Genomic DNA, 23,683 nt, shown 5'->3' on the forward strand with positions numbered 1-23,683 from the left:
GTATAAGGAAGGGAGACGAAATGCATAGATTTGTAGGACTGCGCGACGGGAAAACATCAAATCGTTCTATCGATAAAAAACACGACGCCTGCACGGGAGCAACCGGCTCAGGCGTCGTGTTTTCCATACTTCCCCGAGACGAGTCGCCTCAAGCCTTGGCTATGTCCAGCAATATCGCGTTGATGCCGTTCAGGAATGCATTGGCGCTCGCCTTGATGATATCCGTGTCCATCGCGCGCCCGGAATAGATTTTGTCTCCGTATGCGATGCGAAGGTTCACGCGCCCGATAGCCTCCTTGCCGCTCGACATGCTGCTGATCTTATAATCCTTCAGCTCGACGTCCAGACCGATCAGCGACTTGATGACGCTGTACAACGCATCGATCGGTCCGTCCCCGACCGCGCTTCCCTTCACGATCTCCGCGCCTTTCTTTAGTTGGACGGAAGCGGTCGGGAACATGTCGTTGGTCACGACCTGGAAGTTGACGAGCTCGTAAAGCTGCTTGCCTCCCTCCGCTCTGCTGTTGCTCGTCACAAGGTAGAATACGTCATGATCGTATACTTCCTTCTTCGCGTCGGCCAGCGTCAGGAACTTCTGGAACAGGGACTCGAACTGCTCGGCATCGCCGGGCTCGAAGCCCATCTTCTCGACCGCGTTTTTGAAGGCGTGCCGTCCGGAGCGGGCGGTGAGGATCATCTCCATGCTTTCCGCGCCTACATCCTGCGGCGACATGATCTCGTACACGTTCTTATCCTTCAGCAGTCCGTCCTGATGGATGCCGGAGGAATGGGCGAACGCGTTCTCTCCCGTTATCGCTTTGTTGACCTGAACGTCGAGTCCGGTCAGATGGCTGACGAGACGGGAGGTTTTCAGCAGCTCCTTCGTGCGGATGTCCGTATGGCAGCCGTAGTGAAGCTCCCTGACCTTCAGTCCCATAACGACCTCCTCCAGGGAAGCGTTGCCCGCCCGCTCACCGAGGCCGTTGATCGTGCATTCGATCTTATCGGCTCCGTTCTTGATCGCGCTAAGCGTATTCGCCGTCGCCAGCCCCAGATCGTTGTGGCAATGAACGCTCAGCACGACGCTGTCGTCCAGATTTTTGAGCCGGTCGTTAAGCTTGCGGATCAGCTCGCCGAATTCCTCGGGAACCGCGAAGCCGACCGTATCCGGCACGTTGATCATCGTTGCCCCGGCCCTGACGACGGCTTCAATCGTCGACCACAAATATTCGAAGTCCGACCGCGACGCATCCTCCGTCGAATATTGCACGTTCGGCAGCAGCGTCTTGGCATATTTCACCGCATCGACGCCCATCTGCATAATCGCGTCCTTCGACCGGTTGAATTTTTTCTCCACGTGAATGTTCGAGGTGCCCAGCACGATGTGGATCAGCGGATTACTCGCCAGCTTGATGCTCTCATAGACGGAATCGATATCGTTCTTCACCGCGCGCGCAAGCGCCGTGATCGTTACGCTGTCCCCGACGCTGCGGACGATTTCCTGAACCGCGTGGAAGTCTCCGGCGGAAGACGCGGGAAATCCCGCCTCGATGATGTCGACGTTCAGTCTTTTGAGCTGCTTGGCGATTTCCACTTTCTGATATACGTTCAATTTGGCTCCCGGCACTTGTTCTCCGTCGCGCAAAGTCGTGTCCAATACGATAATTTTTCTGCTCATGGTCAATTCCTCCCGATTGGCGAATCGTTTGTAGGTGAATCTATGTGAAGCGAGGTTGGTTAAACCCGGAATTTAACCAACAAAAAAACCCCGTCTCTACGCATAGAGACGAGGTTGAACTCGCGGTACCACTCTAATTCATTTCCCATGGATCGGAAATGATCTTCTTCGATGGCCATCACCATCTATCCCTGTAACGGTGGAATTCCGTCTTACCCTACATTGTCGGGCAGCTGTTCATAGACGAGTTCGGAATGGACGACGCTGCCGTTTCGCACCCACCAACGGCTCTCTGAAAGGTCATGACATTCTTACTATTTCTAATCGTAACATTTGTGTATGAGGTTATTGGCTATTATATGGCGAGCGAACGGCTTTGTCAACTCGCTCCTGCGCTTTTTTTGGCGGAGCGGGACTGTGCCCTGAATTGGGAAGGCGTAACCCCGGTCCATTTCTTAAAGGCGCTCTGAAAGGCGCTGGGCTCCGAATAATGCAGCAAATAAGCAATCTCGCCAACGGAATGCTCCGGTCGGTCCAAGTAACCCTTGGCCAGCTCCATCCGCGCGTTGGCGGACAATCCGTTGAAGGAGGCTTGCTCCTCCTTCAGCTTCGCCTGCAGCGATCGAGTGCTCATCCGGAAGAAATGGGCCGTCTGCCGCAGATCGGGAAGACCGATCGGCATCCGCGTCATCATCCACTGAAAGACTTGATCGGACAAGGGCTTGCCGCTGACGAGCCTGTCACAGGTCTCCTGCGCGATTCGCTCGAACATCTCGCGCAGCCTGCGATCGGAATACAGAATCGGATAGTTCAGCACTTCCTTGTCCATTCGGAAATAGGTTTCCCCGGCCTCGAACCGGGGCTCGACGCCGAACGCGAGCCGATAAGGAGACATATCCGGCGGCGCAGCATGCGCGAACCGCAGCTCCCGCAGCGGAAGACGCTTGTTGCTCATTCGGCCCATCAGATGATACAGCGAGCTCGCCATATCCTCCATGCAGTGTCTGGACATATGGGCAGCCGGATTTTGCGGGAACAGGCGAAGAAGCATCTCCTCCCCGCTCACCTCCCAGCTTAGATTGAATCCGCTGCACAGAATGACGTTATATCTTCGATAGGCCTCTAACGCGTCGACAATCGTCTCGGAATGCATCATGACGTAGCCGAGAATGCCCAAATCCGCCATATCCATTATTTTTCCCTGATATAACCCGAAGTAATCGTCGTTCGTGAACGAGGCGGCCGCTTGCATCAGACGCAGGTACTCTTCCTCGGGAATCCGCGCCTCCACATCCCGCAGCAGCGTGTCCTTAAACGAGGCATACTCGCAGAACGCCCCCGTATCGAAGCCTTTATGAGCGATCGTCTTCATGATCGGATACATCATGGAGATCGCCATGCCAGAATTGTTCAACGGATTATCCTCCTTGCGCGATTCCGCACGTTTATTGCGCCTTCGATCATAGTTGCCGCGCCCGCAACGCTGTATTCTGAATACAGGTTCTTCACCGATATCCTATCATAAAAAGGGGAAAAGGGAATCCCTTGCGGCTGCGCAAAAGGAATTTCCCGATCCCCTCCATTCTGGAGGAATATGTATATGAAATCCAAAATTCTTGTCATCTCCGGCCATCCCGATTCGCAAAGCTTCTGCTCCGCCCTCGCTCGCGCCTATGCCGAAGGGGCTTCGGAAAGCCGCGCCGAGGTTCGGCTTCTCGATCTTAGCGAAGCCTCATTCGAGCCGAACCTGAAGCACGGCTACCGCCAGAGAACCGTGCTGGAGCCGGATTTGGTCCAGGCACAGCAATCGATAAGCTGGGCGGATCATCTCGTCTTCGTCTATCCGAACTGGTGGGGGGCTATGCCCGCTCTCCTGAAGGGCTTCTTCGACCGCGTCTTGTTGCCCGGCTTCGCCTTCAAATACCGCGAGAACTCCCCCTTGTGGGATAAGCTGCTTAAAGGGAAGTCCGCGCGTCTGATTGTGACGATGGATACCCCATCCTGGTACAATCGTCTCGTCTACGGGCGAGCCGGCCTAAAAATAATGAAACGAAACATTTTGCAATTTTGCGGCATTGCGCCGATCAAGATCACGGAGATCTCTCCGGTAAGAGGCTCCTCCGACCGTCAAAGGGCCAGATGGCTGGACATGGCGAAAAGCCTGGGCAAGGACCGGGCTTAATACGGTCCCTTTCCCCTGCGCCGAGGGAACATGGCGTTGCCGGTTTGATCGGAATCGTCCTCGCGGGGAGGCGCCGAGAATTGGACAGCGGCATTCGACTGCGATGACGGCGGAGGCTGATTCATGCTGTGCGAGCGGGCTCTGGTTCCTTTATTTTCACCAGTATTGCACAGTTTAACGTTTGAGCGGACTGAGGCTCCCTTATTTGCTTGAATGCCCGCCCTTTTACCTAGTGTTCCTGCAAATAGCGGAACCTCAGTCCGCTCGCAAATAATAATGGGCTTTTGGAGGCAAATAGCGGCTTCTGTGTCCGAATATATTGGCCTGTCCCCTTTCCCAATCATCCGCCAAGCGCACAAGGGGCTGTCCCCGGTAGCCAAAACTACCTTAGGGACAGCCCCTTGTGTACGTGTCAAGCTCTTATTGCGATACGGATTTGAACCATTCGTTGACTTCTTGCGTCACTTGATCCCCGCCGTTCGCTTTCCAGTTGGCGACGAATTCGTCGAACGCGTCAACAGGCAGCTTGCCGTAGATGATCTTGTTAAACGTCTCCAGCTCGGATTGACGAAGCAGGTTCCACTTGGAGATCATCGTAGGCGTCGCAGCGCCCGTGAAGTAGTTCTGTTTGCGAATGTCGATCTGCGACATGACCACCTTCGCCGCATACCAGTTTTCCGGCTTGCGGAACGTAGCAAGCTGATTCTCGTAAGGCGTCTCGGGAGCAGCGCCGTCCGCCAGCTTCACGAGAGTTTTCATGTACAGGTCCGGGATACGGGCAGGGCCGGTAATGTAAGGGAACTTGTCGAAGAAATCCTTGATTTTCTCCTTGTCGTTCGTCGGCTTACCGTCGATGATATCCCAGTCGTAGCCTTGGGCGAAGCCGTATTCATAAGGGCTGCCCACCGCCGGATCGGCCAGATTGTTCAGCAAGTAGTTGTAATACAGGATGAGCGCTTCCGGGTGCTTGGCGTCCTTGTTGATCATGAAGCTGCTGTTCACGCCGGAGTTCTGCCATTTCGTGCCGATCTGGCCATCGGGACCTGCAGGCACGGGGTAAGCTTTATATTTCGAGCCGTTTACGTTCTTCAGCAGATCCGGTGCCGGCCAATCCGGCACCCAGTTCGCGCCCGGCAGTATGCCTGCGTTGCCCTTCGTCCAGATTTCCGCCGATTTGCCTTCATCCCACAGCGCCGAATCCGGATGGATGTAGCCCTTTTCCATCCATTCCTGCAGCTTGGCCAGCGCCTGCTTCGCTCCTGGATTGACGGAGCCGTACTCCAGGTTGCCGTTCGCGTCCTTGTTCCATTGCTCCTGAACGCTGCCATATGCGCCGAACAGCCAGTCAAGTCCGCCCATCCACGTATTCGTGTTGTTTTTCAGGGAAATCGCGAGCGGATATACGTCCTTCGGAGCCAATCCGTCCGGATTCTGGTTCTTGAACTTGTCCATGATGTTCTCAAGATCGGCGATCGTCTTCGGCTCGGTCAGATTCAGCTTCTCCATCCAATCCTCGCGAAGCCAGAGAAGCGTATCGTCATTGTCCGTATATTCCATGATCGGCAGGTTCCACTTCTTGCCGTCCCTCGTGAACGGATACCACAATTCGGGATGCGCTTTCGCGTGCTCCTTCCACACCGGCGCCGCATACTTCTCGAACAGCTCGTCTACCGGCATGAATTGCCCGGACTCGATCAGCTGGTTCGTCAGCACCGCGTCGGTCGGCACGAATACGAAGTCGGGGAGCTTCTCGCCGGACGTCAGCGCCAGCTGAAGCTGCTGCTTATATTGGTCGTTGCCTGCCGGGTACCACGTATTTTTATGCTTGAGACCCAGCGTCTCCAGCATCCAGCGATCGTGAACGTTATTGTCTTTCGTTTCGCCCTTGGTATACTCCTTAGGCATGATGACCGTGCTGATATCAATCGGCGGATCGTATTTGCCCTTCTCGAACGCCAGGTCCGCTTCGGACTTGGACGAGGACGCCGAAGCGCTTGGGGCGGCGGAGCCGGTCGCTGCCGCGTTGCCGTTGCTGTCGGATTTGCTGCTGCAAGCCGACACGATAAGCGTTACGGCCACGAGAGGCAGCCACAGCTTACGAAATTTACTCATGTTTGCATATCCCCCTATGTGTAAGATGTTCACAAGAGTAACTTTACCAACGGGACCGCGAGACCATCTATAGGATTTTGTTAGTTTCGATAGGACTCTGTCATGTTGTTGTTTTGCCTTCCCGATACTCTTGCGGAGTCACTCCGTATTGCCGTTTGAAAACCTTGATGAAGTAAGCCGGATCCAAATAGCCGATCTCCGAGCTGATCTCGTACACCTTCTTGTCGGTCGATTTCAGCTTGTGGCAGGCGGTTTCCATCCTCAGCCGGGACACGTACTCGCTGACGCCTTCGCCGGTCTCGATCTTGTAGAGCTTCGACAAATGCGTCGGGTGCAGGTTCACGTGATCCGCGAGCGCGCGCAGCGTCACGTCCATGTGGAGATTCAGCTCCACGAACTCCTGAATCTTCTTGACGTACACCGAGCGGATGTCCTTAACCTCCTTGGAGGTGCCGTCTCTCAGCTTGACGAGCGCGCCCAGCGACCAGCTTCGCAGCTTGCCGATGGAGGCGAACGCCTCTCCGGACTGGAGCGGCTCCATATCCTCCCCGATTAACGAAACGAGCGATTGGCCGTTGCGGTGGGCAAAATGGGCGAAGGAGGACGCGATGACGTATCCCGCTTCCAGACAATGCTCCCACGATTCCGCGCCCTTATCTTCAAGCTCCGAGCAGATGTCGAACAGCTTCCGCTCCGCCGCTTCCCAGCGTCCGGCCTCGATCAGATTGCCTAGCCCCGGCGGCGCGTGCAGCGCTTCAAGCGGTTCCTGCGCAACGTTCCGCAGCTGGTCGACCGCGCGCATGACGAAATCCCGCTCCTCCCCGACAATCTGACGAAAGCAAGCTACAGCGTGACGATACCGCTCCGCCAGCTCGGCAGGAAAGGAGAACGGATCCGTCGTTACGATCGATACCGAGCCCTTGAGGAATTGCTTTACCTTCGCCTGAAGCTGCATGGACAGCTTCTCCAGCACAAACTCGATCCCGACCTCCGTGCTTTCCTTCAACTGGAGCAGGAACGTCAAATACCCATGATCTTCTTTTACGCTCCATACGCTCGCGTGTTCGCCGAATATTTCCTCGGCAATGTTGACGATGGCGTATTCGAGCAATTGCTGGCCGTTATTGCGATATTGCCCGAACTCCTCCTCCAGCCGGACAAGCAGCAGGGCGCACTCTCCGAAACGAATAGGCAAGCCGTAGCTCTCCAGCTTCCGGCTCCATTCCTCCTCCGGCAGACGTTCGCCATGGAGCGCATTCAACAGCAATTGACCTCGCAGCAAGGGGAGGTTCTCCCGCAGCGTGAATTCGGTGCGTTCGCGCGAGCTGACGCTTTCCCACTCCGCGTTCAGCTGCTCCAAAGCGGCGCTCACCGCGCCCAGCAGCTCCGCGTCGGTCGGCGGCTTCAGCAAGTAATCGACGGCTTGATTGCGAAGCGCCTCCTTCGCGTATTCAAAATCGGAGTGACCGGACAAAATAATGCACTTAATTCTCGCGTCGCGCTTGCGGATTTCCCCGATCAGCTCGATGCCCGTCATCTCCGGCATAAGGACGTCGGAAATGACGATATCGATCGGATGCGTCTCGATGATCCGCAGCGCCTCCTGCGCGGAATACGCTTTGTGAACGTGCTCGATCCCCAGCTTGTGCCAAGGCTTCGTCGTGGATAGGTTGTCTACCCAGTGCGCTTCGTCGTCAACGATGATCAGTTGCATTCGTCCCGTCTCCCTCTGTTTGGTGTGTCAGGCCGCTCGCCGTTCCCGCTCCGGGAGACGCGGGCTCCCATACCAGCTCTGCGCAGAGACCGCCAAGTTCCGAGCCCTTGAAGCTCAAGCCCGATTTATCGCCGAATTGCGTCGCGAGACGCTGGTTCGTATTCCAGAAGCCGTAGCCCATATCGTCCTGCAGCGGCCCCCTCATGTTGCGATTCAGACGATCAAGCTGTTCCTCGGTCAAGCCCGGGCCGTCGTCGTCTACGCGGATTTTGCATAGCCCGTCCGCCCGTTCGCCGGATATCCGGATTTCGCCGGAGGAATACGATTTTCCGACCCCATGGATGACCGCGTTCTCCACGATCGGCTGGAGCATAAGACGAGGCACTTGCAGCTTCTGCATCTCCTCGGGGATGTCGATCCGATAACGAATGCGTCCGTTGCGGAGCTTCTGGATATCCAGGTAATTGATAATAAGCTGGATTTCGTCGGCCAAGGAAGCCGTCGGCCGCTCCATCCGCGTGATATAGCGATAGTATGCGCTAAGATTGTAGCCCATCGAGACGACCGCTTCCTCGTCCTTCATTTGGGCCATATTAATCATGTAGCCGATGCAATTGTACAGAAAATGCGGGTTGATCTGCGCCTGCAGCTGCTTCAACGTCGCTTCCCTCGCCCTCAGCTTCTCGTTCAGCACATTCTCGATCAGGCCCTGAATCTGCCGCGACATGTCGTTGAAGCGATAGAACAGAAATGCGAACTCGTTGTTGGCGTTGGCGTCGAGCCGTACCGAGAAGTCCCCGCGCTGTACGCTCTGCAAGCCCCGAACGAGCTTGCGGATCGGGCGCTGCACGTTGCGATAGAGCAGCACGGAAGCGGAAATGCCGACAACGGACAGCAGAACCATCGATAAGTAGAACAAATTGCGGCTGAACGAAATCGGCCCCAGAATCTGATCCACGGGGATGGCGTCAACCAGATGCCAGCCCAATTGCGGCGACAGGACAGTACTCACCAGATAGCTTCTGTCTCCCAGCTTAACCACCGCTTGCGTCGTGTCGGCGAGCTCCTGTCCGTCGAGGTAGGCCGCAAGCCGCTCCGAAAGCTCCTCCGAGGCGCTGCGGTTCACAATCGGCGCCTCCCCCTTGCGGTAGAAGATCGGGTCGCCCCGGCCGCCCTCCTTGTACGTATCCAGCATGTTCTGAATATTGTCATGCTCGAAGCTGGCCTCTACGACCAGATTGCTTCCTTGCAGCACATTTTGCTGACCGTAGGAATCCGTGTACAACCAGTGGAACGCCCGATTCTGTCCCGGCACAGTCTCGGTCCCGTCTCCGTAGATCCATTTGCCGGTTGCGTTCCGTTTCAAGTATTCCTCGTCGTACGTCACCTGATCGTTCGCGTTCGAGATGGCCTCCCGGTTTAATTGCGAATAGACGGTGAATTTAACGGGCCATATGTTCATGACGCCCGACTGCAGCGCCATTTTCTCCTGCAGCACGTATCTGGTCTGCATTTTATCGTACCGGTCGTCCCATATATTCAAGCCGTTGAACTTCCGCACGTTCGGATCTCTGGAGAAGGTTACGACGAAATCCATCGTCTGGTTAATCCGCGAGTCGATCTGACTGGACAGGAAAGAAAGCTGCTTGATGTTCGAAGCCTTGAGCTCCTTGTCCACGACGTCGGTTGCGACGCCGTTCGAATAAGTGAACAGCAGCAGGATCGGGATGAAAAGCAGCAGAATCAGCCCGTTCATTTTCGCGAACAGACTGCCCTTGCGTCCCATTCTGTTTTTCATGTGGTTCATGCTCTTGCCCAGCTTCATCCGTCGTTCCCCCCGCGCAATGTCCCTAACAAAACCCTATCGATCCTAACAATGTCCTATAGTTCATAGCTCATACACGTTGTTACTATGATATAGCAGGCCTTCGCCTGAACTACAATGGCAACTTATGGAACGGGAGAGAGCTATGAACGATACAACGATGCCAAAAGCGAACCTGAAAGCTACCCGGAAATCGGAGAAGAGAAAAGGCTACAAGATTCCGTGGATGCTGCACCTGATGGTGCTGCCGGCTGTTTTGCTCGTTTTTGTTTTTTCCTATTTGCCCATGTCGGGCATTGTAATCGCGTTTCAGGACTACAAGGCGGCGCTCGGAATTACCGGCTCTCACTGGGTAGGCTTGAAGCATTTTCATTATATGTTCGAGAATGATTACTTTGTAAAAATCATCTGGAATACGCTGCTGTTCGCCTGCTCCAAGGTGGCGTTGAACCTGATCATCCCGTTTACCTTCGCCTTGCTGCTGAACGAGGTCAGGCATATGGGCTACAAGCGTTCGATCCAGACGCTCGTCTACTTGCCCCACTTTCTGTCCTGGGTTATCCTCTCGGGCATCTTGATCGACCTGCTCTCCCAGACCGGCATCGTCAATCAATTTCTGATGTATGTGTTCGATCTGCAGAAGCCGATTTTCTTCCTGGGAGACGGAACCTGGTTCCGATTAACGATTATTTTCAGCGATGTATGGAAGGAATTCGGATTCAACACAATCATCTTCCTCGCCGCGCTGGCCGGGATTAATCCTTCGCTGTACGAGGCGGCGGAAGTCGACGGAGCCGGCCGATTCAAGCAGACGATGTTTGTTACGATTCCCTCGCTTGTGCCGATCTTCATCGTCGTCGCGACTTTGGCTTTGGGCAACGTGCTTAACGCGAACTTCGACCAGGTGTTCAACCTGTACAGCCCGATGATCTATCAGCAAGGGGACATTATCGATACGTTCGTCTACCGGGAAGGCCTGTTAAGCGGTCAATTCAGCTTCGCGACGGCCGTCAGCCTGTTCAAATCGGTCATCAGCCTTGTCTTGATCATCATCTCTTATCGGCTTGCCTATAAGCTCGCGGGATATCGCATTTTTTAACCCGATCGGCCACAATCCGACGCGTGCCGCCGTCCTCGGACGGCGAAGCCGTTTTACTTGAAAGGATGACCCTCCATGTACCATAAAACGCTGCCTTATCGAATTTTCAGCGTATTCAACTATGCTCTGCTCGGCGTGATCTCGGTGCTCTGCTTGCTGCCGCTCCTTCACCTGCTGATGGTGTCCCTGAGTTCGACCGCTCCGGCCAACGCCGGTCTCGTCTCGTTCTGGCCTGTCGGCTTCACGTTCGAGGCCTACCTGAAGACGTTCGACAATGTCAATTTCCTGACGTCCCTCGGTGTGTCCTTGAAAAGAACGATTCTCGGAACGGCGCTGGCCCTGATGGTGAACGCCATCGCGGCCTACGCGCTCTCCAAGGATACCCGCGTGTTTCGCGCCCGAAACCTTTATCTTTGGTATTTTGTCGTCACCATGCTCTTCTCCGGCGGACTCATCCCCGGCTACATTCTTATCCTGAAGCTGGGCTTGATGAACAATCTGTTCGCGCTGATTCTGCCCGGTCTGGTCGCGGTCTACAACATCATCCTGCTGCTGAACTTCTTCCGCACCGTGCCCAAGGAGCTGGAGGAGGCCGCCTTCATGGACGGCGCCGGTTATCTTCGAAGCTTCTTCTCGGTCTACCTTCCGATCTCCTTGCCGGCGATCGCGACAATCGCCCTGTTCACGATGGTGGGGCACTGGAACGCCTACTTCGACGGCTTGATCTATATGAAGGAAGCCGAGAAGCTACCGCTCGCCAGCTTTATGCAGACCGTAATCGTCGCCAACGATATGACAGGCTTCGATGTATCCGTAGTCGTCAACAAGTCGCAGCGGACGATCAAGGCGGCTCAGATTTTCATCGGCGCGCTGCCGATTCTGCTTGTATATCCGTTCCTGCAGCGTTTCTTCGTGAAAGGCGTCGTCATCGGCGCTGTCAAGGAGTAAGAGCTTAATCGGAAAGCGCCTCTGCGGAGGCGCTTTTTTCGGTGCTCACGCTTGCAGTGCTCGCCTTACGACCGCTTTATCCGCGCAATCGGGGCTGTCCCATGAATCTTATGGAACAGCCCCGATGCGTTTCTTAATCACAATCTTCTATGCGTCTTCCCTGCCCTGCTGCGCTTACTTCGCCAAGCGGAAAGGCAGCGCCTCGTTCGTCTTGCTGCTTGACCCGACATATGCGATGAAATCTCCTGCGTCGCTGGCGTGCGTCAAATCGGAATGGTAGTAGCGAAGCTGCTTCTCTTCGAGCGCAAAGCTGATCTCCCGGCTCTCTCCCGGCTGGAGCGAAACTTTACGAAACGCCTTCAATTCCTTCACCGGACGAACGACCTCTCCCGACAAGTCCCGCACATAGAGCTGAACCGTCTCGGTGCCTTCCACGCTTCCTTTGTTCCTCACGGTCACCGTTACTTCAATCGGCTTGTCAGCCGTCATCAGCTCCGACGAGAGCCGAGCAGTCCCGTATTCGAACTCCGAGTAGCCTAAGCCGAAGCCGAATGGAAGCAGCGGCTCGTTCGGAATATCCAGATACTGCGACACATATCGTACCTGCGCATCCGGCGCGCCCTGCGGACGGCCCGTGTTATACGCGTTATAGTAAACGGGAACCTGGCCGACGCTGTACGGAAAAGACATCGTCAGGCGACCGGAAGGGTTGGCGTCGCCGAACAGTAGGTCCGCAACCGCGTTACCCGCCTCGCTGCCCGGATACCAGGCTTCGAGAATCGCATCCGCCTCCTCGATGACGCCATGCAGGTCGAGAGGACGGCCGTTGAACAGGACGATGGTGATCGGCTTGCCCAGCGACTTAATCTGGCGAATGAGCTCCAGCTGGATTTCCGGCAGCCGGATATCCGCCCTGCAGCCCGCTTCGCCGCTCATGTCCGAATGCTCGCCCAGCGCCAGGACCACCGTATCCGCAGCCTGTGCCGCGGCAAGCGCCGCCTGCCATTGCGCGGCCGTCGCGGTCTCGATATCGCAGCCTTCGGCGACCAGCAGCTTCGCCGACGAGCCGGCCAGCTTGCTCCTTACGCCGTCAGCGAGCTTAACCGCCTCCTCCTTGGAGCCTGTCCAGGACCACGGGCCGAGGACGTCCCCGCTGGTGGCAAACGGTCCGATGAGCGCGATATTCCCTTCTCTGCCCAGCGGCAGAGTCCCTTCGTTCTTCAGCAGCACGGCGGACTTGACCGCCAGTTCCCTGGCCGTCCGGCGATGAGCGTCGCAGAAGACGATCTCGCGCTCCCGCTCGGGGTCTGCGGCCCGGTAAGGGTTATCGAACAAGCCCAGCTTCTTCTTCAAGGTCAGGATGCGAAGCACGGCCTCATCGATTAACGCCTCGTCCACTTCCCCCTGCTCCACCAGCTCGGACAGATGCTTCACGTAGCAGGAGGTCATCATCTCGATGTCGACCCCCGCCTTGATCGCCTTAAGCGCCGCCTCCGACTCGTCTGCGGCAATTCCGTGAGCGATAAGCTCCTTAACCGCGCCCCAGTCGGAGATCAGAATTCCGTCAAAGCCCCACTCCTCCCGAAGCAGCTTTCTCATCAGCTTGGCGTTGCCTGTCGCCGGAATGCCGTCGATCGTGTTGAAGGACGTCATGACCATCTCGCAGCCTTCGTCCAGCGCGGCTTTGTAGGCCGGCAAGTAAAATTCGCGCATCTGGCGATCCGACAAATCGACCGTGTTGTAATCGCGGCCGGCCTCTGCGGCGCCATACGCGGCGAAATGCTTCACGCACGCGGCCACCCTGTCCTTATCCGACGCCAGATCCTCGCCCTGGAAGCCGCGAACGAACGCACGGCCGAACTCCGCGTTCAAATACGGGTCCTCTCCCGTCGACTCCACGACGCGGCCCCATCTCGGGTCGCGGACAAGGTCGACCATCGGCGCATAGGTTACGTGCACGCCCGATACGGATGCTTCCTTCGCCGCGATCTCCGCGCTGCGCTCTGCAAGCTCCAGATCCCAAGAGCAGCCGATAGCCAGCGGAACCGGAAAAATCGTTTTAAACCCGTGGACGATGTCCGCCATCATCAGCAGCGGAATCCCGTGGCGGTTGTGGCCGAGGTGCGTTCGCTGCACGTTGATGACTTCCTGAGCGCCGGCCATGCCCAGCACGGAGCCGGAGTTGTGAACCGTCGCTTCGTCGATCCCGAGCGAAGCCATCGGACCCGTAATGAGCCCGCTTTCCTGCGCGCCTTCATAGAAAGGCACGGCCAGTTGAATCAATTGCGCGATTTTCTCATCCAGCGTCATTTGCCCGATAAGCTCGTTTAAGTTCAGATCCTCGTTCTGCTGCGTCATCTCTCATGCAACCTCTCTGGATGTTGTCGTTGATCCTGTTCTGTTTCTTCCAAGGTTAATCGAAACGTTTCGATTAATCTTTATCAAGATTATAAAGCGGCGATTCTCGGTCTGTCAAACGTCATATTGCTACGAATATTAGGCAAATTTCCGGGGATTGAACGCGCTATTGTTTTCCTGTATAGTTGAATCGAATCGTTTCACCCGAATTTGAAGGAGCGAGCCTCTTGGTCAGCATTAAAGATATCGCCAAACAAGCCGGCGTCTCTATCTCCACCGTCTCTTACGCCTTGAACGGAAGCGATAAGGTGACCCGGGACACCGCAGCGAGAATATTGCGCATCGCCGACGAGCTGAACTATGTGCCCCATGCCGCGGCGCGCCTGCTCAAAAAGCGGCAGTCCCATCTGATCGGCATATTCCTGACCGACTTCAGCGGCAACTTCTATGGCGATCTGCTTCAGGGCGTGAAGGAATATTTGAGCGGCAAAGGGTACGATCTTCTCGTGTGCAGCGGGGCGCAGTCCCGAAGGCTGATTCCCGAACGAATGATCGACGGCGCGATCGTCCTGGACGAAACGTTCTCGGACAAGGAATTGCTGCAGTATGCCGAGCAAGGCTACAAGGCGGTCGTACTGGATCGCGAGCTGATTCATCCCAACCTGAACCAGGTGCTGCTTGACAATAAAGCCGGCGCGACGCTGGCTATGGAATACCTGCTGGAGTCGGGCCACGACAAAATCTACGCGATCACCGGTCCGAAGGGCTCCTACGACGCCAATCAGCGTCTCCATGCGGTGCGGCAGGCGGCCCGGCGCGCTCCGTTCGCAGAGGTCATCGAGCTTCCGGGCAACTTTACCCGCGAGGCGGGCGAAGAAGCGGCCAAGCGCATCGCCGAACAATACGACCGGCCTGCAGCCGTATTCTGCCTGAACGACGAGATGGCGATCGGCGCATACCGTTATTTCCGCAGCCACGCCCAGCTGACGCTGGGAGAACAGATTCACCTGATCGGCTTCGACAATATCGAGCTTGCGCAATTCGCGCAGCCGCGCTTGGCCACCATCGATTACTCCATGCGCAAGTGGGGCTCCCTCGCCTCGGAGCAATTGCTGAGGATGCTTGCCGGCGAGCCCGTCGAACCCGAGCGCATCTACGTCAGTCTGATCCGGGGCGAATCCGTAAAGCGGCTTCCGATTGCCCCATAGTCAACCTCGGCCGCGCGCTCCTGCGCGGCTTTTTGCATGGTCCGGCGCCCCCGGGTGTCGACCCTCCTCTGACAGCTTCTCCATTTCTCCCCCATTCCTTCCGCGCTTATTCTCATCCCCCTTTACAAAATCGCAATTTCCTGGCATGATATGGATCATACGATACATATCATTTGATATACAAAGGAGCAAGCGATGCCCCCGAAAGCCAAATTCGCCAAGGATAAGATCATAGACGCCGCCTTCGAAATTGCCGATCGGGAAGGCCTGGATGCAATTACGATTCGCAAAGTCGCCGACAAGCTGGGCAGCTCGATTGCCCCGATTTACGTAAACTTTAAGGAAGTCGATGAACTGAAGGACGAGGTGCTTAGGCGCATACAGGAGCTTTCCGCGCGAATGCTGGAAACCTTGTACAGCCCCGATCCTTTCTTGAACATCGGCATCGCCAGCCTGAAATTCGCCCGCGAGCATCCCGCGCTGTTCCGGGAGTTAGCCGTCAACGGCCATGCCCGCTTGCAGGACGGCCAGCTTCCCGTAGGGACACTGATAGCCCAGATGCAAAAGGAGCCGAGTCTGGAAAGCTTCTCGGAAGCGGAGCTAATGGGCATTTTGCTGAAGATGAGCATATTCCAGCTCGGGCTATCCGTCATGGACCTTAACGGCGCCTTCCCCGGATCAAGCGAGGAATGGCTGATCGAGCTGCTCAGGCAAACCGGCGAGGACCTTATCGCCGCAGAGCTTGTGCGGAAGCAAGCAGATTGATTGCTCAAGGAGGAGCCATTAATGAAAGCAACGGAAGCGCAATCCCGGATATCCGATCTGCTCAAGCGAACGGTGGATAAAGACCCGCTCATCCGCAACGCCTATCTTCTCGTTCATTCCGCACGGCTGGGCATTCATAGCCATCTGGCTGCGGGCTCGGAGAACAATCCCCCGGTTCATGCCGAACAGCCTTATTATATCGCCAGCGTCAGCAAGCTGTTCGCATCCGTGCTGTGCGGCAGGCTTGCTGACAGAGGACTGATCGACTTCGAGGACCCGATCGCCCGTTTCCTTGACGCCGAGCTGCTGCGCGGGCTGCACGTCTACAAGGGCCGGGATCGCACAAGCGAGATTCTCGTCCGGCATCTGCTGAACCATACGTCCGGCCTGCACGATTTTGTAGAGGATAAGCCTGCGGAAGGTCCCTCGATGATCAACATCACGTTGAACGAACCGTCACGTCTGTGGCAATCGCCGAGAGAGCTTGTGGAATGGGCCAAGCCGCGATTGAAAACCCATTTTACGCCGGGACAAGGCTTTCATTATTCGGATACCGGATATCATTTGCTCGGTTTGATCATGGAGCAAGTAACAGGCAAGCCTTATCATGAGCTGCTGCGGCACTTCCTGTTCGAGCCTCTGGGCATGAAGCATTCTTACCTGTCCCGTTACTCCGAGCCGATGGAGCCGAACGTTCATCCCATGGGCCGACTCTATTCCCGCAATACGGATATTACGCAGTATGATAGCCTGAGCTTTATGTATGCAGGAGGAGGCCTCGTCTCGACGACAGAGGACCAGTTGAAATTTATGAAGGCGCTTGTCGGCAATGAAATTCTGAGCAGAGGGACCTTCGAAAGAATGAAGGACTGGGCCAGATTCTTCCCTGGAATCGATTACGGATACGGACTGATGCGATTTAAACCCATGTTTCTATTAATGCCCGGCAAGTATAGCTCCTGGGGCAATGCGGGATCGACCGGCTCTTTTCTCTTCTATCACCCGGCCACGGACGCCTACCTCATCGGCAGCTTGAATCAGTTCCGCTACAACCGCAAAGGGATTAAGCTCATGTTCAAGGCGATCGACATTCTGCTTCAATGCGACAGGGCCAGAGCTCGCGAAAAAACGGCGGAATAGGTGATCCTCTGGACGGGAACGAACCCGCTCAGGAAGAGGCCTTGCGATATTCGACCGTCAGGCCTCTTGTCGGAGTGCGCCGCTGCCGATGCTGCCAGCTCTCTTTCGCCGATAGCATCACTAATGGTTCATTCACGCTATAGCTGCTCGCCGTTTGTTCGACTTTGCATCACTAATGGTCCATTCACGCTATAGCTGCTCGCCGTTTGTTCGACTTTGCATCACTAATGGTCCATTCGCGCTATAGCTGCTCGCCGTTTGTTCGACTTTGCATCACTAATGGTCCATTCACGCTATAGCTGCTCGCCGTTTGTTCGACTTTGCATCACTAATGGTCCTCTATCCCCCTGGCTCAGAAGCGGCCTTCTCATGAGTGCTCATAACGAGCTGGTAGTTCGGACAGAGGAACCGCTTCGGCTCATCGTACGCTTCCCTCTTACCCCGTCACTTTAATTGCACAGGTGCAGCTAATTCCGCCTCTCGGACAGCTTTGTGACCATTAGTTGCAATTGTGCAATTAATTCAATCCCTATCGTGCCAAGAGATCGACCTGACTTCGAAATAGCTGTAAAGAATGCAACTGTCGCCGCTCGTCTGCCCAACTTACTACGACTTAGTTGTATAAATGCAACTACCCTCCCCAAAACCGCGTGTCTGCCGCTGCATCGTTCCTTCGCAGTTGTCAAAGCAAAGGTACTCAGGCCGGAAACGGAAAAAACCGGAGCTGTGTGCCCCGGTTACAGATGCTTTTCATTCATTCGTTTGCGGTTAGGATTTCGCCGTGATCTCGTCGGCCAGCTTCTCGATGGCGTTGAAGATCTGGTCTCCATAGCCCCAGTACGCGTTAAAGTCGATGATGAACACCTTTTTGTTCTTAACGGCCGATACGTCCTTCAAGGCGGCATTCTCATACAATTCCTTCAGCGTCTTCTCCGGGTCCGGAGCTCCGGCATAGTAGGAAAGCAGCATAATGTCCGGATTGCCCGCAATCAGCTCTTCCGCGCTAACGGTCGTCGCTTCGATATCCCCGAAGGCATTATGCAGATTCAGCAAGCCGAGCGCCTCGCCCTGGAAGGTATCGTTGTACCCGCTGTAGGCCGTAATTCCGCCATCCCCGATATCCGATACGAAAGCGAACGTTTGCGACGACGCGCCGGCGAAACGAGACTTTAAGGCTTCCCCCCGTTCCTGGAGCTTCTTTATATGCTCGGCAGCCTTGTCTTGAACGTCGAAAATTTGCCCGATCTGCTCGATGTCTTGGTACAGGCTGTTCAGCGTTGCTCCCTTCACGCTTGTGCTGTGCACGAAAGTCGCGATGCCCAGCTCGTTCAAGCCGTCCACCGTTCCTACACCCCAGTCGGCATCCGCGAACAAATCGCCGCGTCCCATGACGAGATCGGGATTCGTGCCGACAACCGGCTCCTTGCTGACGTAATCCTTGGAGAGAACCGGCACCTTGGCGAACTCCCCTGCAACCTCAGGGTCTAACTCTCCATAGAGCGCAGCCACACCGACCAATTTATCCGTAAGCCCGAGCTTAATCAGGAGCTCCGCAATCGGCTGTGTATTCGCCACTACCCGTTCAGGCGCTTTATTGAAGGTTTGCGTCTTCTTCTCCCACGTTCCGCCTTCGCTTTTCATCGTGTAGTTCTCGATCGACAGCGGATAAACGGTTTTCGTGCCCGACGCAGACGCGCTGGAAGCCGGCGCGCTTTCACTCGGAGACGGCGAAGCGCTCTCCCCGGACGGAGATGCGGATGGCGCAGGCGTAGAGCCGGCGTTGCTTCCGGAATTGCTCGAGCACCCTGCTACTACGATTAAAACAAGAGCCAGCATGAGAGAAAGCATGAGTGTAAAAGACGAATTGCGCATAACCTGTTGTACCCCTTTTCGTATGATTTTCTGTAATTGATAAAGATTATCATTATCAATAATACTGAAAAAAGAGGCGATGTCAATGACAAAAGGATTTATTGACAAAGAGAATCATTCTCATTTATCCTGATTTTATCGTGTGTCTGCGTCTCCTGCTTTGCTCAGATCGTCGTCGCATGAACATTGCTGCCAGAAAGGCTTGATACTGATGTCAGACCCTCAGACTTCACCCGCACCACGCAAGGATTCTTTGATCGTTACCCGATTCGGCTTCGTTTCCATTCAACTCGTCCTCGTCGCCGTAGCTCTCCTGTCCGTGGGAATCGCCGTTTCCTTGGGCCAAGTGGACGTCCCGCTTGCCGATTCCTACCGGATTCTGCTTTATAAGCTAAGCGGCATTCAAATCGGGGATATGAGCGACATTCTGGCTGGACAGCATTTGAACATTATCTGGAACATTCGCTTCCCGCGCGTCATACTCGCTCTGCTCATCGGAGCCGGCCTCAGCTTATGCGGCACCGTCATGCAGGCGGCCGTGCAAAATCCGCTCGCCGACCCTTACATTCTAGGCGTGTCGTCCGGCGCCTCTCTCGGTGCGACGTTCTCGATCATGATCGGCTTCGGCACGATGGGCTTCCTCGGCCAGACCGGCGTCGCCTTCTGGGCGTTCGCGGGCGCGTTCGGGGCTTCCATGCTCGTATTGGCGTTGGCCGGCATCGGCGGGAAGATGTCGTCCGTCAAGCTTGTGCTGTCCGGTATGGTGATCAACGCCTTATGCACCGCCTTCGCTAACTTCATCATCTACTTCGCGAACAACACCGAGGGCATCCGGTCCGTTACGTTCTGGACGATGGGCAGCCTGGCCGCCGCCAAGTGGGACCGCCTGCCGCTCGTCGCCATCATCGTGCTGGCGGCCGCCCTGCTCTTCCTGTTCCAATCGAGAATTCTGAACACCATGCTGCTCGGAGACGAAACGGCCGTCACGCTCGGAATCAACCTGAACCTGTACCGCCGAATTTATTTGTTATTCACAGCAGTCATTACCGGCGTTATGGTGGCAAGCTGCGGCATGATCGGGTTCGTCGGCCTGATCATCCCCCATCTCGTAAGGGGAATCGTCGGCTCCGACCATCGCAGGCTGATGCCCACCTCGATTCTAATCGGCGGCATCTTCCTCGTCTGGACAGACGTCCTTGCGCGAATCGCCATTCCTAAGGTCGAGCTGCCCATCGGCATCATTACGGCTTTGATCGGCGCGCCAATGTTCATGTACATGCTGATCAAAAAAGGCTATAACTTTGGAGGCAAATAGGATGGAGCTTAACGTACATCATTTCTCCGTATCGCTGGGCAAGGCCGATATCGTCAGGGACATCTCCCTGCATGTCGGCGAGAAACGCTTCGTTGGTCTGCTTGGTCCGAACGGATGCGGCAAGTCGACGCTGCTGAAGAGCATATACAAAGTGATCAAGCCGAACTCCGGCCAAGCGTACCTTGACGGCACCGATCTTGTGAAATCCAGCCCGAAGACGGTGGCGCAGCTAATGAGCGTCGTCGGCCAGTTCAATGAGCTCAGCTTCGACTTTACGGTCCGCGAAATGGTGCTTTTGGGCCGAACCCCGCACAAGAAGCTGCTGGACCCGGATAATGCGGAGGATTACCGAATCGTAGACGATGCGCTTCGCCAGGTCGACCTTACCGCCTATGCCGACCGCAGCTATCTTTCCTTGTCCGGGGGAGAGAAGCAGCGCGTCATTCTGGCTCGGGCGCTTGCGCAGCAGCCTCAGTTTCTGATTCTGGATGAGCCGACGAACCACCTTGACGTCAAGTACCAGCTGCAGATTCTGAACATTGTCAAATCGTTGAATACCGGCGTCCTGGCAGCCCTGCACGATCTCGCGTTGGCGGCGAAGTATTGCGATTACCTCTACATGGTCAAAAAGGGAAAAATCGTGGCCGAAGGCGTTCCCCATGACGTCCTGACCAAGGAAACCATCGCTGAAGTGTTCGAGGTGGAATGCGAGATTTACGACAACCCCGTCACGGGCGGCTTGGGCATCGCCTATCTGACCGCCAAGTAAACACGTTTGTCGCCGCTCTTAGATCGGCGCAGACGTGTCGTATCGCTCGATCCGATGAAACAAAGGCCGTCCCTGAAGTCATTCGCCAATGACTTCAGGGACGGCCTTTGTTAATTCTCTATCGCCAAGCTCATTTCAGAGAGCTAATCAGCGCCTTGATGCGCGGATCAGGATCCGTTCCAAGCTCTCGCCTCAGCAGCTTCTCCACATCCCGGTAACGGCGCAGCGCTTCGCCGTTGCGGCCCAATTGAACGTACAGCCGAATGATCTCGTGCTGGGCGTCCTCTCTCATCGGATCCAGCTTGACGATTCCCTCGAAGTAGTGCAAGGACGCGTGCAGCTCTTTCCGATTCGCGTGGAACCTGGCTCCCTTCTCAAGCAGCTCGATGTAGTCCCGTTCCAGCCCATGCGCGTATGACCCGGCCCATTCGTACGCCTTGCCTTGCAGCAGTCCTCCCGCATAGAGGGCCTCCGCTTGCTTAAATACCTCCGCGAGCTGCCCCGAGCCGGCCTGGGCTTCCTTCAGCAAGCGCTGAAATTCATACAAGTCGCAGTAAACCGCAGTGCGGTCAATGCGGATTTCATTTCTCGTCGATTGTATGAAAGCCCGCGCCTTGCTCTCGCCAAGCGCCTTGCGGATATAGTACAGATTCGTGTTCAGATTATTGAGGGCTTTATCATAATGTAGATCCGGCCACAACGTATCGATGATCTCTTCGCGGCTCGCCGCTTCCTTGCACAGGAGCAAGGCAAACAGCTCCTCCGTCTTGGGGCTCCGCAGCTTCAGCAGCTCCTGCTCGCGATCCGGCAAGCGAATCTTGAATCCGTTGAACAAAAAAACCTCCAGCAGCTGCTCGACGGGCGCCGTGCGCTGCACTCTTCTGATTTTATCCAACGCTCGGTTCAGACGCTCCGCTGTGACGGGCTTTAATAAGTAGTCGATTGCATTCAATTCGAAGGCTTGCAGAGCGAATTCGTCATAGCTCGTAACGAAGACGATGTTCGTATGGCCGCCCAGCTGGGAAAGCATAGCAGATAGCTTCAACCCGTTAATCTCAGGCATCGATATGTCCAGGAAAGCCACATCAACCGAATTCAATCTGGCAAACTCATAGGCTTCACCAGGGTTCAGAAACGTATGGCAAGCCCCGATTCTGCCGCTCTCGGACAATATTCGACTTAACCGTTTGACCGACAATTCCTCGTCGTCGACGATGATGGCTCTAAGCATATCGAGTCTCCTGTCCTCCATGTCGCCTTAGGTCTTGTCTCCTAAATATAACCGAAGTAACTGGTAAAATGCACCTCATTTTCACTCTTTTTCGACATTTTCTACCGTTTGCAATCGCTCAGAAGCGCTTGTCAGGTCCGTTGCTTCTCCCGAGACAAGGCTTTCAGCAGCGGGGGCGTCGCCAGCGTCGTCACGATAACCATCAGGACTACGGAAGTAAAGTACTCCGGCAGCAGCAGGCCCGCCTGCAAGCCCGTAGCGGCGATAATCAAAGCTACCTCTCCTCTGCTGACCATGCCCGATCCGATAAGGAGCGAGGATCGCGTATTGAATCCGGTCAACCGCGCTCCTATCCCTCCGCCGACCAGCTTCGTCAGGCAGGCTATGACCGTGATCAGAAGGAGGAAGCCCCATTGCTGTCCGATTCCGGCGAAGGAGATATTGAGACCGATGCTGACAAAAAAGACCGGGACGAAAATGGAATACGCGATGGGCTCGACCTTGCGCTCCACAGCTTCCTTGTAGCCGGTTTGCGCAATCGCGATTCCGGCTGCGAATGCGCCGATGATTCCGGCCATTTCAAGCCATTCCGCAAAATAGGCGAACGAGAAACAGACCACAAGCGCAGCCGTAACGACCGCTTCGGTTACTCTTAACGGCGCCATCCACTTCATCACCTTCGGAACGGCGAACCAGCCTGCGACGATCACGCCAAGGAAAAACAGCGCCTTTTTGCCGATGAGCAGAGGAATGGAAATCTCGCCGCCCGTCCCAAGCACGCTCATCATAACGGCAAGCAGCAGAATGACCAGCACATCGTCAAGGACTGCCGCCCCCAGAATGGTCGTTCCTTCGCGGGAATTCAACTGATTCATTTCCTTCAAGACCTGAACGGAAATACTGACCGACGTGGCGCAGAAAATGATTCCGAAAAACAAGGCGTAGCTCTGGCTCAGTCCAAAAGCAAGGGCTGAGCTGTAGCCGCCCGCGAAGGGAAGAATAATTCCCCCGACGGCAACGGCGAGAGAGGACCTCCAGTTTTTGCGAAGCTGCTCCAGATCGGTCTCCAATCCGGCGATAAACATCAGGAGCAGCACTCCGATCTCGGACAGTTCATCGATAAAGGCTCCCTGCTGCACCCAGCCAAGCACCGCAGGACCCAACAATATGCCGACAATCAATTTCCCCAGCACCGCAGGCTGGCCCAGCCGAACGGAAGCCTCTCCCGCAACCTTTGTAAAAAATAAAATCAGCACCAAATAAAGCAGAAACATCATGAGCTTAACCTCCATGCCGTATAATCGCAGCCCCGAAAATAAAAAGAAGAAGCCCTTGGTGACAGGCTCCTCCAATAATATCGACCAATATTCGGTTGCTTATTATCCTACACGATGCCCGCAGCTTAGGCAAGAGGGTGTTCCGCAATTCGCTACTGTTGCTGCCCCTGATGCGAATTGCATTACAAGC

General features: G+C 55.5%; 17 protein-coding genes and 1 other annotated feature. Of the genes, 8 read left to right on the forward strand and 9 right to left on the reverse strand.

Features of this window, described 5'->3' with window-relative positions; all coding sequences use genetic code 11:
- Nucleotides 1-148 precede the first annotated feature (148 nt).
- On the reverse strand, nucleotides 149-1,678 hold the full coding sequence (locus tag ACFO1S_RS18195) for a 2-isopropylmalate synthase (protein WP_204604271.1): 1,530 nt from the start codon (nucleotides 1,676-1,678) through the stop codon (nucleotides 149-151).
- A gap of 101 nt (nucleotides 1,679-1,779) precedes the next feature.
- Nucleotides 1,780-2,015, reverse strand: a binding site (T-box leader).
- Between the two features lie 42 nt (nucleotides 2,016-2,057).
- A complete protein-coding gene (locus ACFO1S_RS18200) occupies nucleotides 2,058-3,092 on the reverse strand; it encodes an AraC family transcriptional regulator (RefSeq protein ID WP_378127297.1) in 1,035 nt (344 codons plus the stop codon).
- A 186-nt stretch (nucleotides 3,093-3,278) separates the two neighbouring features.
- Here ACFO1S_RS18200 and ACFO1S_RS18205 point away from each other — a divergent pair, with 186 nt between their 5' ends.
- A complete protein-coding gene (locus ACFO1S_RS18205) occupies nucleotides 3,279-3,860 on the forward strand; it encodes an NAD(P)H-dependent oxidoreductase (RefSeq protein ID WP_204604272.1) in 582 nt (193 codons plus the stop codon).
- A gap of 420 nt (nucleotides 3,861-4,280) precedes the next feature.
- On the opposite strand, the gene ACFO1S_RS18210 is transcribed toward ACFO1S_RS18205, so the two are convergent.
- The 3 genes from ACFO1S_RS18210 to ACFO1S_RS18220 all read right to left on the reverse strand — a co-directional run bounded on the left by ACFO1S_RS18210 (nucleotide 4,281) and on the right by ACFO1S_RS18220 (nucleotide 9,511).
- The gene (locus ACFO1S_RS18210; RefSeq protein WP_204604273.1) at nucleotides 4,281-5,972 is read right to left on the reverse strand and encodes a type 2 periplasmic-binding domain-containing protein; all 1,692 of its coding nucleotides are present in this window, start codon (nucleotides 5,970-5,972) and stop codon (nucleotides 4,281-4,283) included.
- A gap of 100 nt (nucleotides 5,973-6,072) precedes the next feature.
- Nucleotides 6,073-7,686, reverse strand: coding sequence for a response regulator transcription factor (locus tag ACFO1S_RS18215; protein WP_204604274.1), 1,614 nt, complete (start codon nucleotides 7,684-7,686; stop codon nucleotides 6,073-6,075).
- Entirely contained in the window at nucleotides 7,667-9,511 is a 1,845-nt protein-coding gene (locus tag ACFO1S_RS18220; protein WP_378127299.1) for a sensor histidine kinase, read from the reverse strand. Before ACFO1S_RS18220 ends, ACFO1S_RS18215 begins: the two co-directional genes overlap by 20 nt.
- A 145-nt stretch (nucleotides 9,512-9,656) precedes the next feature.
- On the opposite strand from ACFO1S_RS18220, the gene ACFO1S_RS18225 reads away from it, so the two are divergent.
- A complete protein-coding gene (locus tag ACFO1S_RS18225) occupies nucleotides 9,657-10,610 on the forward strand; it encodes an ABC transporter permease (RefSeq protein WP_204604275.1) in 954 nt (317 codons plus the stop codon).
- A 75-nt stretch (nucleotides 10,611-10,685) separates the two neighbouring features.
- On the forward strand, nucleotides 10,686-11,558 hold the full coding sequence (locus ACFO1S_RS18230) for a carbohydrate ABC transporter permease (RefSeq protein WP_204604276.1): 873 nt from the start codon (nucleotides 10,686-10,688) through the stop codon (nucleotides 11,556-11,558).
- Between the two features lie 174 nt (nucleotides 11,559-11,732).
- On the opposite strand, the gene bglX is transcribed toward ACFO1S_RS18230, so the two are convergent.
- Nucleotides 11,733-13,916, reverse strand: coding sequence for a beta-glucosidase BglX (gene bglX / locus ACFO1S_RS18235; RefSeq protein WP_204604277.1), 2,184 nt, complete (start codon nucleotides 13,914-13,916; stop codon nucleotides 11,733-11,735).
- A gap of 227 nt (nucleotides 13,917-14,143) precedes the next feature.
- Between bglX and ACFO1S_RS18240 the strand changes: the two genes are divergently transcribed.
- From ACFO1S_RS18240 to ACFO1S_RS18250, 3 genes are all read left to right on the forward strand, one after another.
- Nucleotides 14,144-15,124 (forward strand): LacI family DNA-binding transcriptional regulator, encoded by a 981-nt coding sequence (locus tag ACFO1S_RS18240; RefSeq protein ID WP_204604278.1) that lies wholly within the window; start codon nucleotides 14,144-14,146, stop codon nucleotides 15,122-15,124.
- 195 nt (nucleotides 15,125-15,319) lie between these two features.
- Complete coding sequence (locus ACFO1S_RS18245) at nucleotides 15,320-15,889, forward strand: TetR/AcrR family transcriptional regulator (protein ID WP_204604279.1); 570 nt, start codon at nucleotides 15,320-15,322, stop codon at nucleotides 15,887-15,889.
- A gap of 21 nt (nucleotides 15,890-15,910) precedes the next feature.
- Nucleotides 15,911-17,029 carry a serine hydrolase domain-containing protein gene (locus tag ACFO1S_RS18250; RefSeq protein ID WP_204604280.1) on the forward strand — a complete coding sequence of 373 codons (1,119 nt, stop codon included), beginning with the start codon at nucleotides 15,911-15,913 and terminating at the stop codon, nucleotides 17,027-17,029.
- A 768-nt stretch (nucleotides 17,030-17,797) separates the two neighbouring features.
- Here the strand turns inward: ACFO1S_RS18250 and ACFO1S_RS18255 are convergent.
- Nucleotides 17,798-18,901: an ABC transporter substrate-binding protein gene (locus ACFO1S_RS18255; RefSeq protein ID WP_204604281.1), complete on the reverse strand. Its 1,104-nt coding sequence runs from the start codon at nucleotides 18,899-18,901 to the stop codon at nucleotides 17,798-17,800.
- Between the two features lie 211 nt (nucleotides 18,902-19,112).
- On the opposite strand from ACFO1S_RS18255, the gene ACFO1S_RS18260 reads away from it, so the two are divergent.
- Nucleotides 19,113-20,216 (forward strand): FecCD family ABC transporter permease, encoded by a 1,104-nt coding sequence (locus ACFO1S_RS18260; protein ID WP_204604282.1) that lies wholly within the window; start codon nucleotides 19,113-19,115, stop codon nucleotides 20,214-20,216.
- 1 nt (nucleotide 20,217) lies between these two features.
- Nucleotides 20,218-20,985, forward strand: coding sequence for an ABC transporter ATP-binding protein (locus ACFO1S_RS18265; RefSeq protein ID WP_204604283.1), 768 nt, complete (start codon nucleotides 20,218-20,220; stop codon nucleotides 20,983-20,985).
- Nucleotides 20,986-21,115: 130 nt separating this feature from the next.
- Here ACFO1S_RS18265 and ACFO1S_RS18270 read toward each other — a convergent pair whose 3' ends face one another.
- Both ACFO1S_RS18270 and ACFO1S_RS18275 read right to left on the reverse strand, forming a co-directional pair.
- Nucleotides 21,116-22,216 (reverse strand): BTAD domain-containing putative transcriptional regulator, encoded by a 1,101-nt coding sequence (locus ACFO1S_RS18270; protein ID WP_204604284.1) that lies wholly within the window; start codon nucleotides 22,214-22,216, stop codon nucleotides 21,116-21,118.
- Between the two features lie 131 nt (nucleotides 22,217-22,347).
- On the reverse strand, nucleotides 22,348-23,493 hold the full coding sequence (locus tag ACFO1S_RS18275; RefSeq protein WP_204604285.1) for a cation:proton antiporter: 1,146 nt from the start codon (nucleotides 23,491-23,493) through the stop codon (nucleotides 22,348-22,350).
- Between the last annotated feature and the right edge of the window lie 190 nt (nucleotides 23,494-23,683).

Source organism: Cohnella boryungensis, from assembly GCF_042651945.1.
Taxonomy (GTDB): Bacteria; Bacillota; Bacilli; order Paenibacillales; family Paenibacillaceae; genus Cohnella; species Cohnella boryungensis.

Bases quoted from the DNA above. Each gene is read 5' to 3' on its own strand.
- ACFO1S_RS18205 (WP_204604272.1), top strand. From the start codon at position 3,279: ATGAAATCCAAAATTCTTGTCATCTCCGGCCATCCCGATTCGCAAAGC.
- ACFO1S_RS18210 (WP_204604273.1), bottom strand. From the start codon at position 5,972: ATGAGTAAATTTCGTAAGCTGTGGCTGCCTCTCGTGGCCGTAACGCTT.
- ACFO1S_RS18270 (WP_204604284.1), bottom strand. From the start codon at position 22,216: ATGCTTAGAGCCATCATCGTCGACGACGAGGAATTGTCGGTCAAACGG.
- ACFO1S_RS18265 (WP_204604283.1), top strand. From the start codon at position 20,218: ATGGAGCTTAACGTACATCATTTCTCCGTATCGCTGGGCAAGGCCGAT.
- ACFO1S_RS18225 (WP_204604275.1), top strand. From the start codon at position 9,657: ATGAACGATACAACGATGCCAAAAGCGAACCTGAAAGCTACCCGGAAA.
- ACFO1S_RS18195 (WP_204604271.1), bottom strand. From the start codon at position 1,678: ATGAGCAGAAAAATTATCGTATTGGACACGACTTTGCGCGACGGAGAA.
- ACFO1S_RS18215 (WP_204604274.1), bottom strand. From the start codon at position 7,686: ATGCAACTGATCATCGTTGACGACGAAGCGCACTGGGTAGACAACCTA.
- ACFO1S_RS18260 (WP_204604282.1), top strand. From the start codon at position 19,113: ATGTCAGACCCTCAGACTTCACCCGCACCACGCAAGGATTCTTTGATC.
- ACFO1S_RS18230 (WP_204604276.1), top strand. From the start codon at position 10,686: ATGTACCATAAAACGCTGCCTTATCGAATTTTCAGCGTATTCAACTAT.
- ACFO1S_RS18250 (WP_204604280.1), top strand. From the start codon at position 15,911: ATGAAAGCAACGGAAGCGCAATCCCGGATATCCGATCTGCTCAAGCGA.
- ACFO1S_RS18255 (WP_204604281.1), bottom strand. From the start codon at position 18,901: ATGCGCAATTCGTCTTTTACACTCATGCTTTCTCTCATGCTGGCTCTT.
- bglX (WP_204604277.1), bottom strand. From the start codon at position 13,916: ATGACGCAGCAGAACGAGGATCTGAACTTAAACGAGCTTATCGGGCAA.
- ACFO1S_RS18275 (WP_204604285.1), bottom strand. From the start codon at position 23,493: ATGATGTTTCTGCTTTATTTGGTGCTGATTTTATTTTTTACAAAGGTT.
- ACFO1S_RS18220 (WP_378127299.1), bottom strand. From the start codon at position 9,511: ATGAAGCTGGGCAAGAGCATGAACCACATGAAAAACAGAATGGGACGC.
- ACFO1S_RS18245 (WP_204604279.1), top strand. From the start codon at position 15,320: ATGCCCCCGAAAGCCAAATTCGCCAAGGATAAGATCATAGACGCCGCC.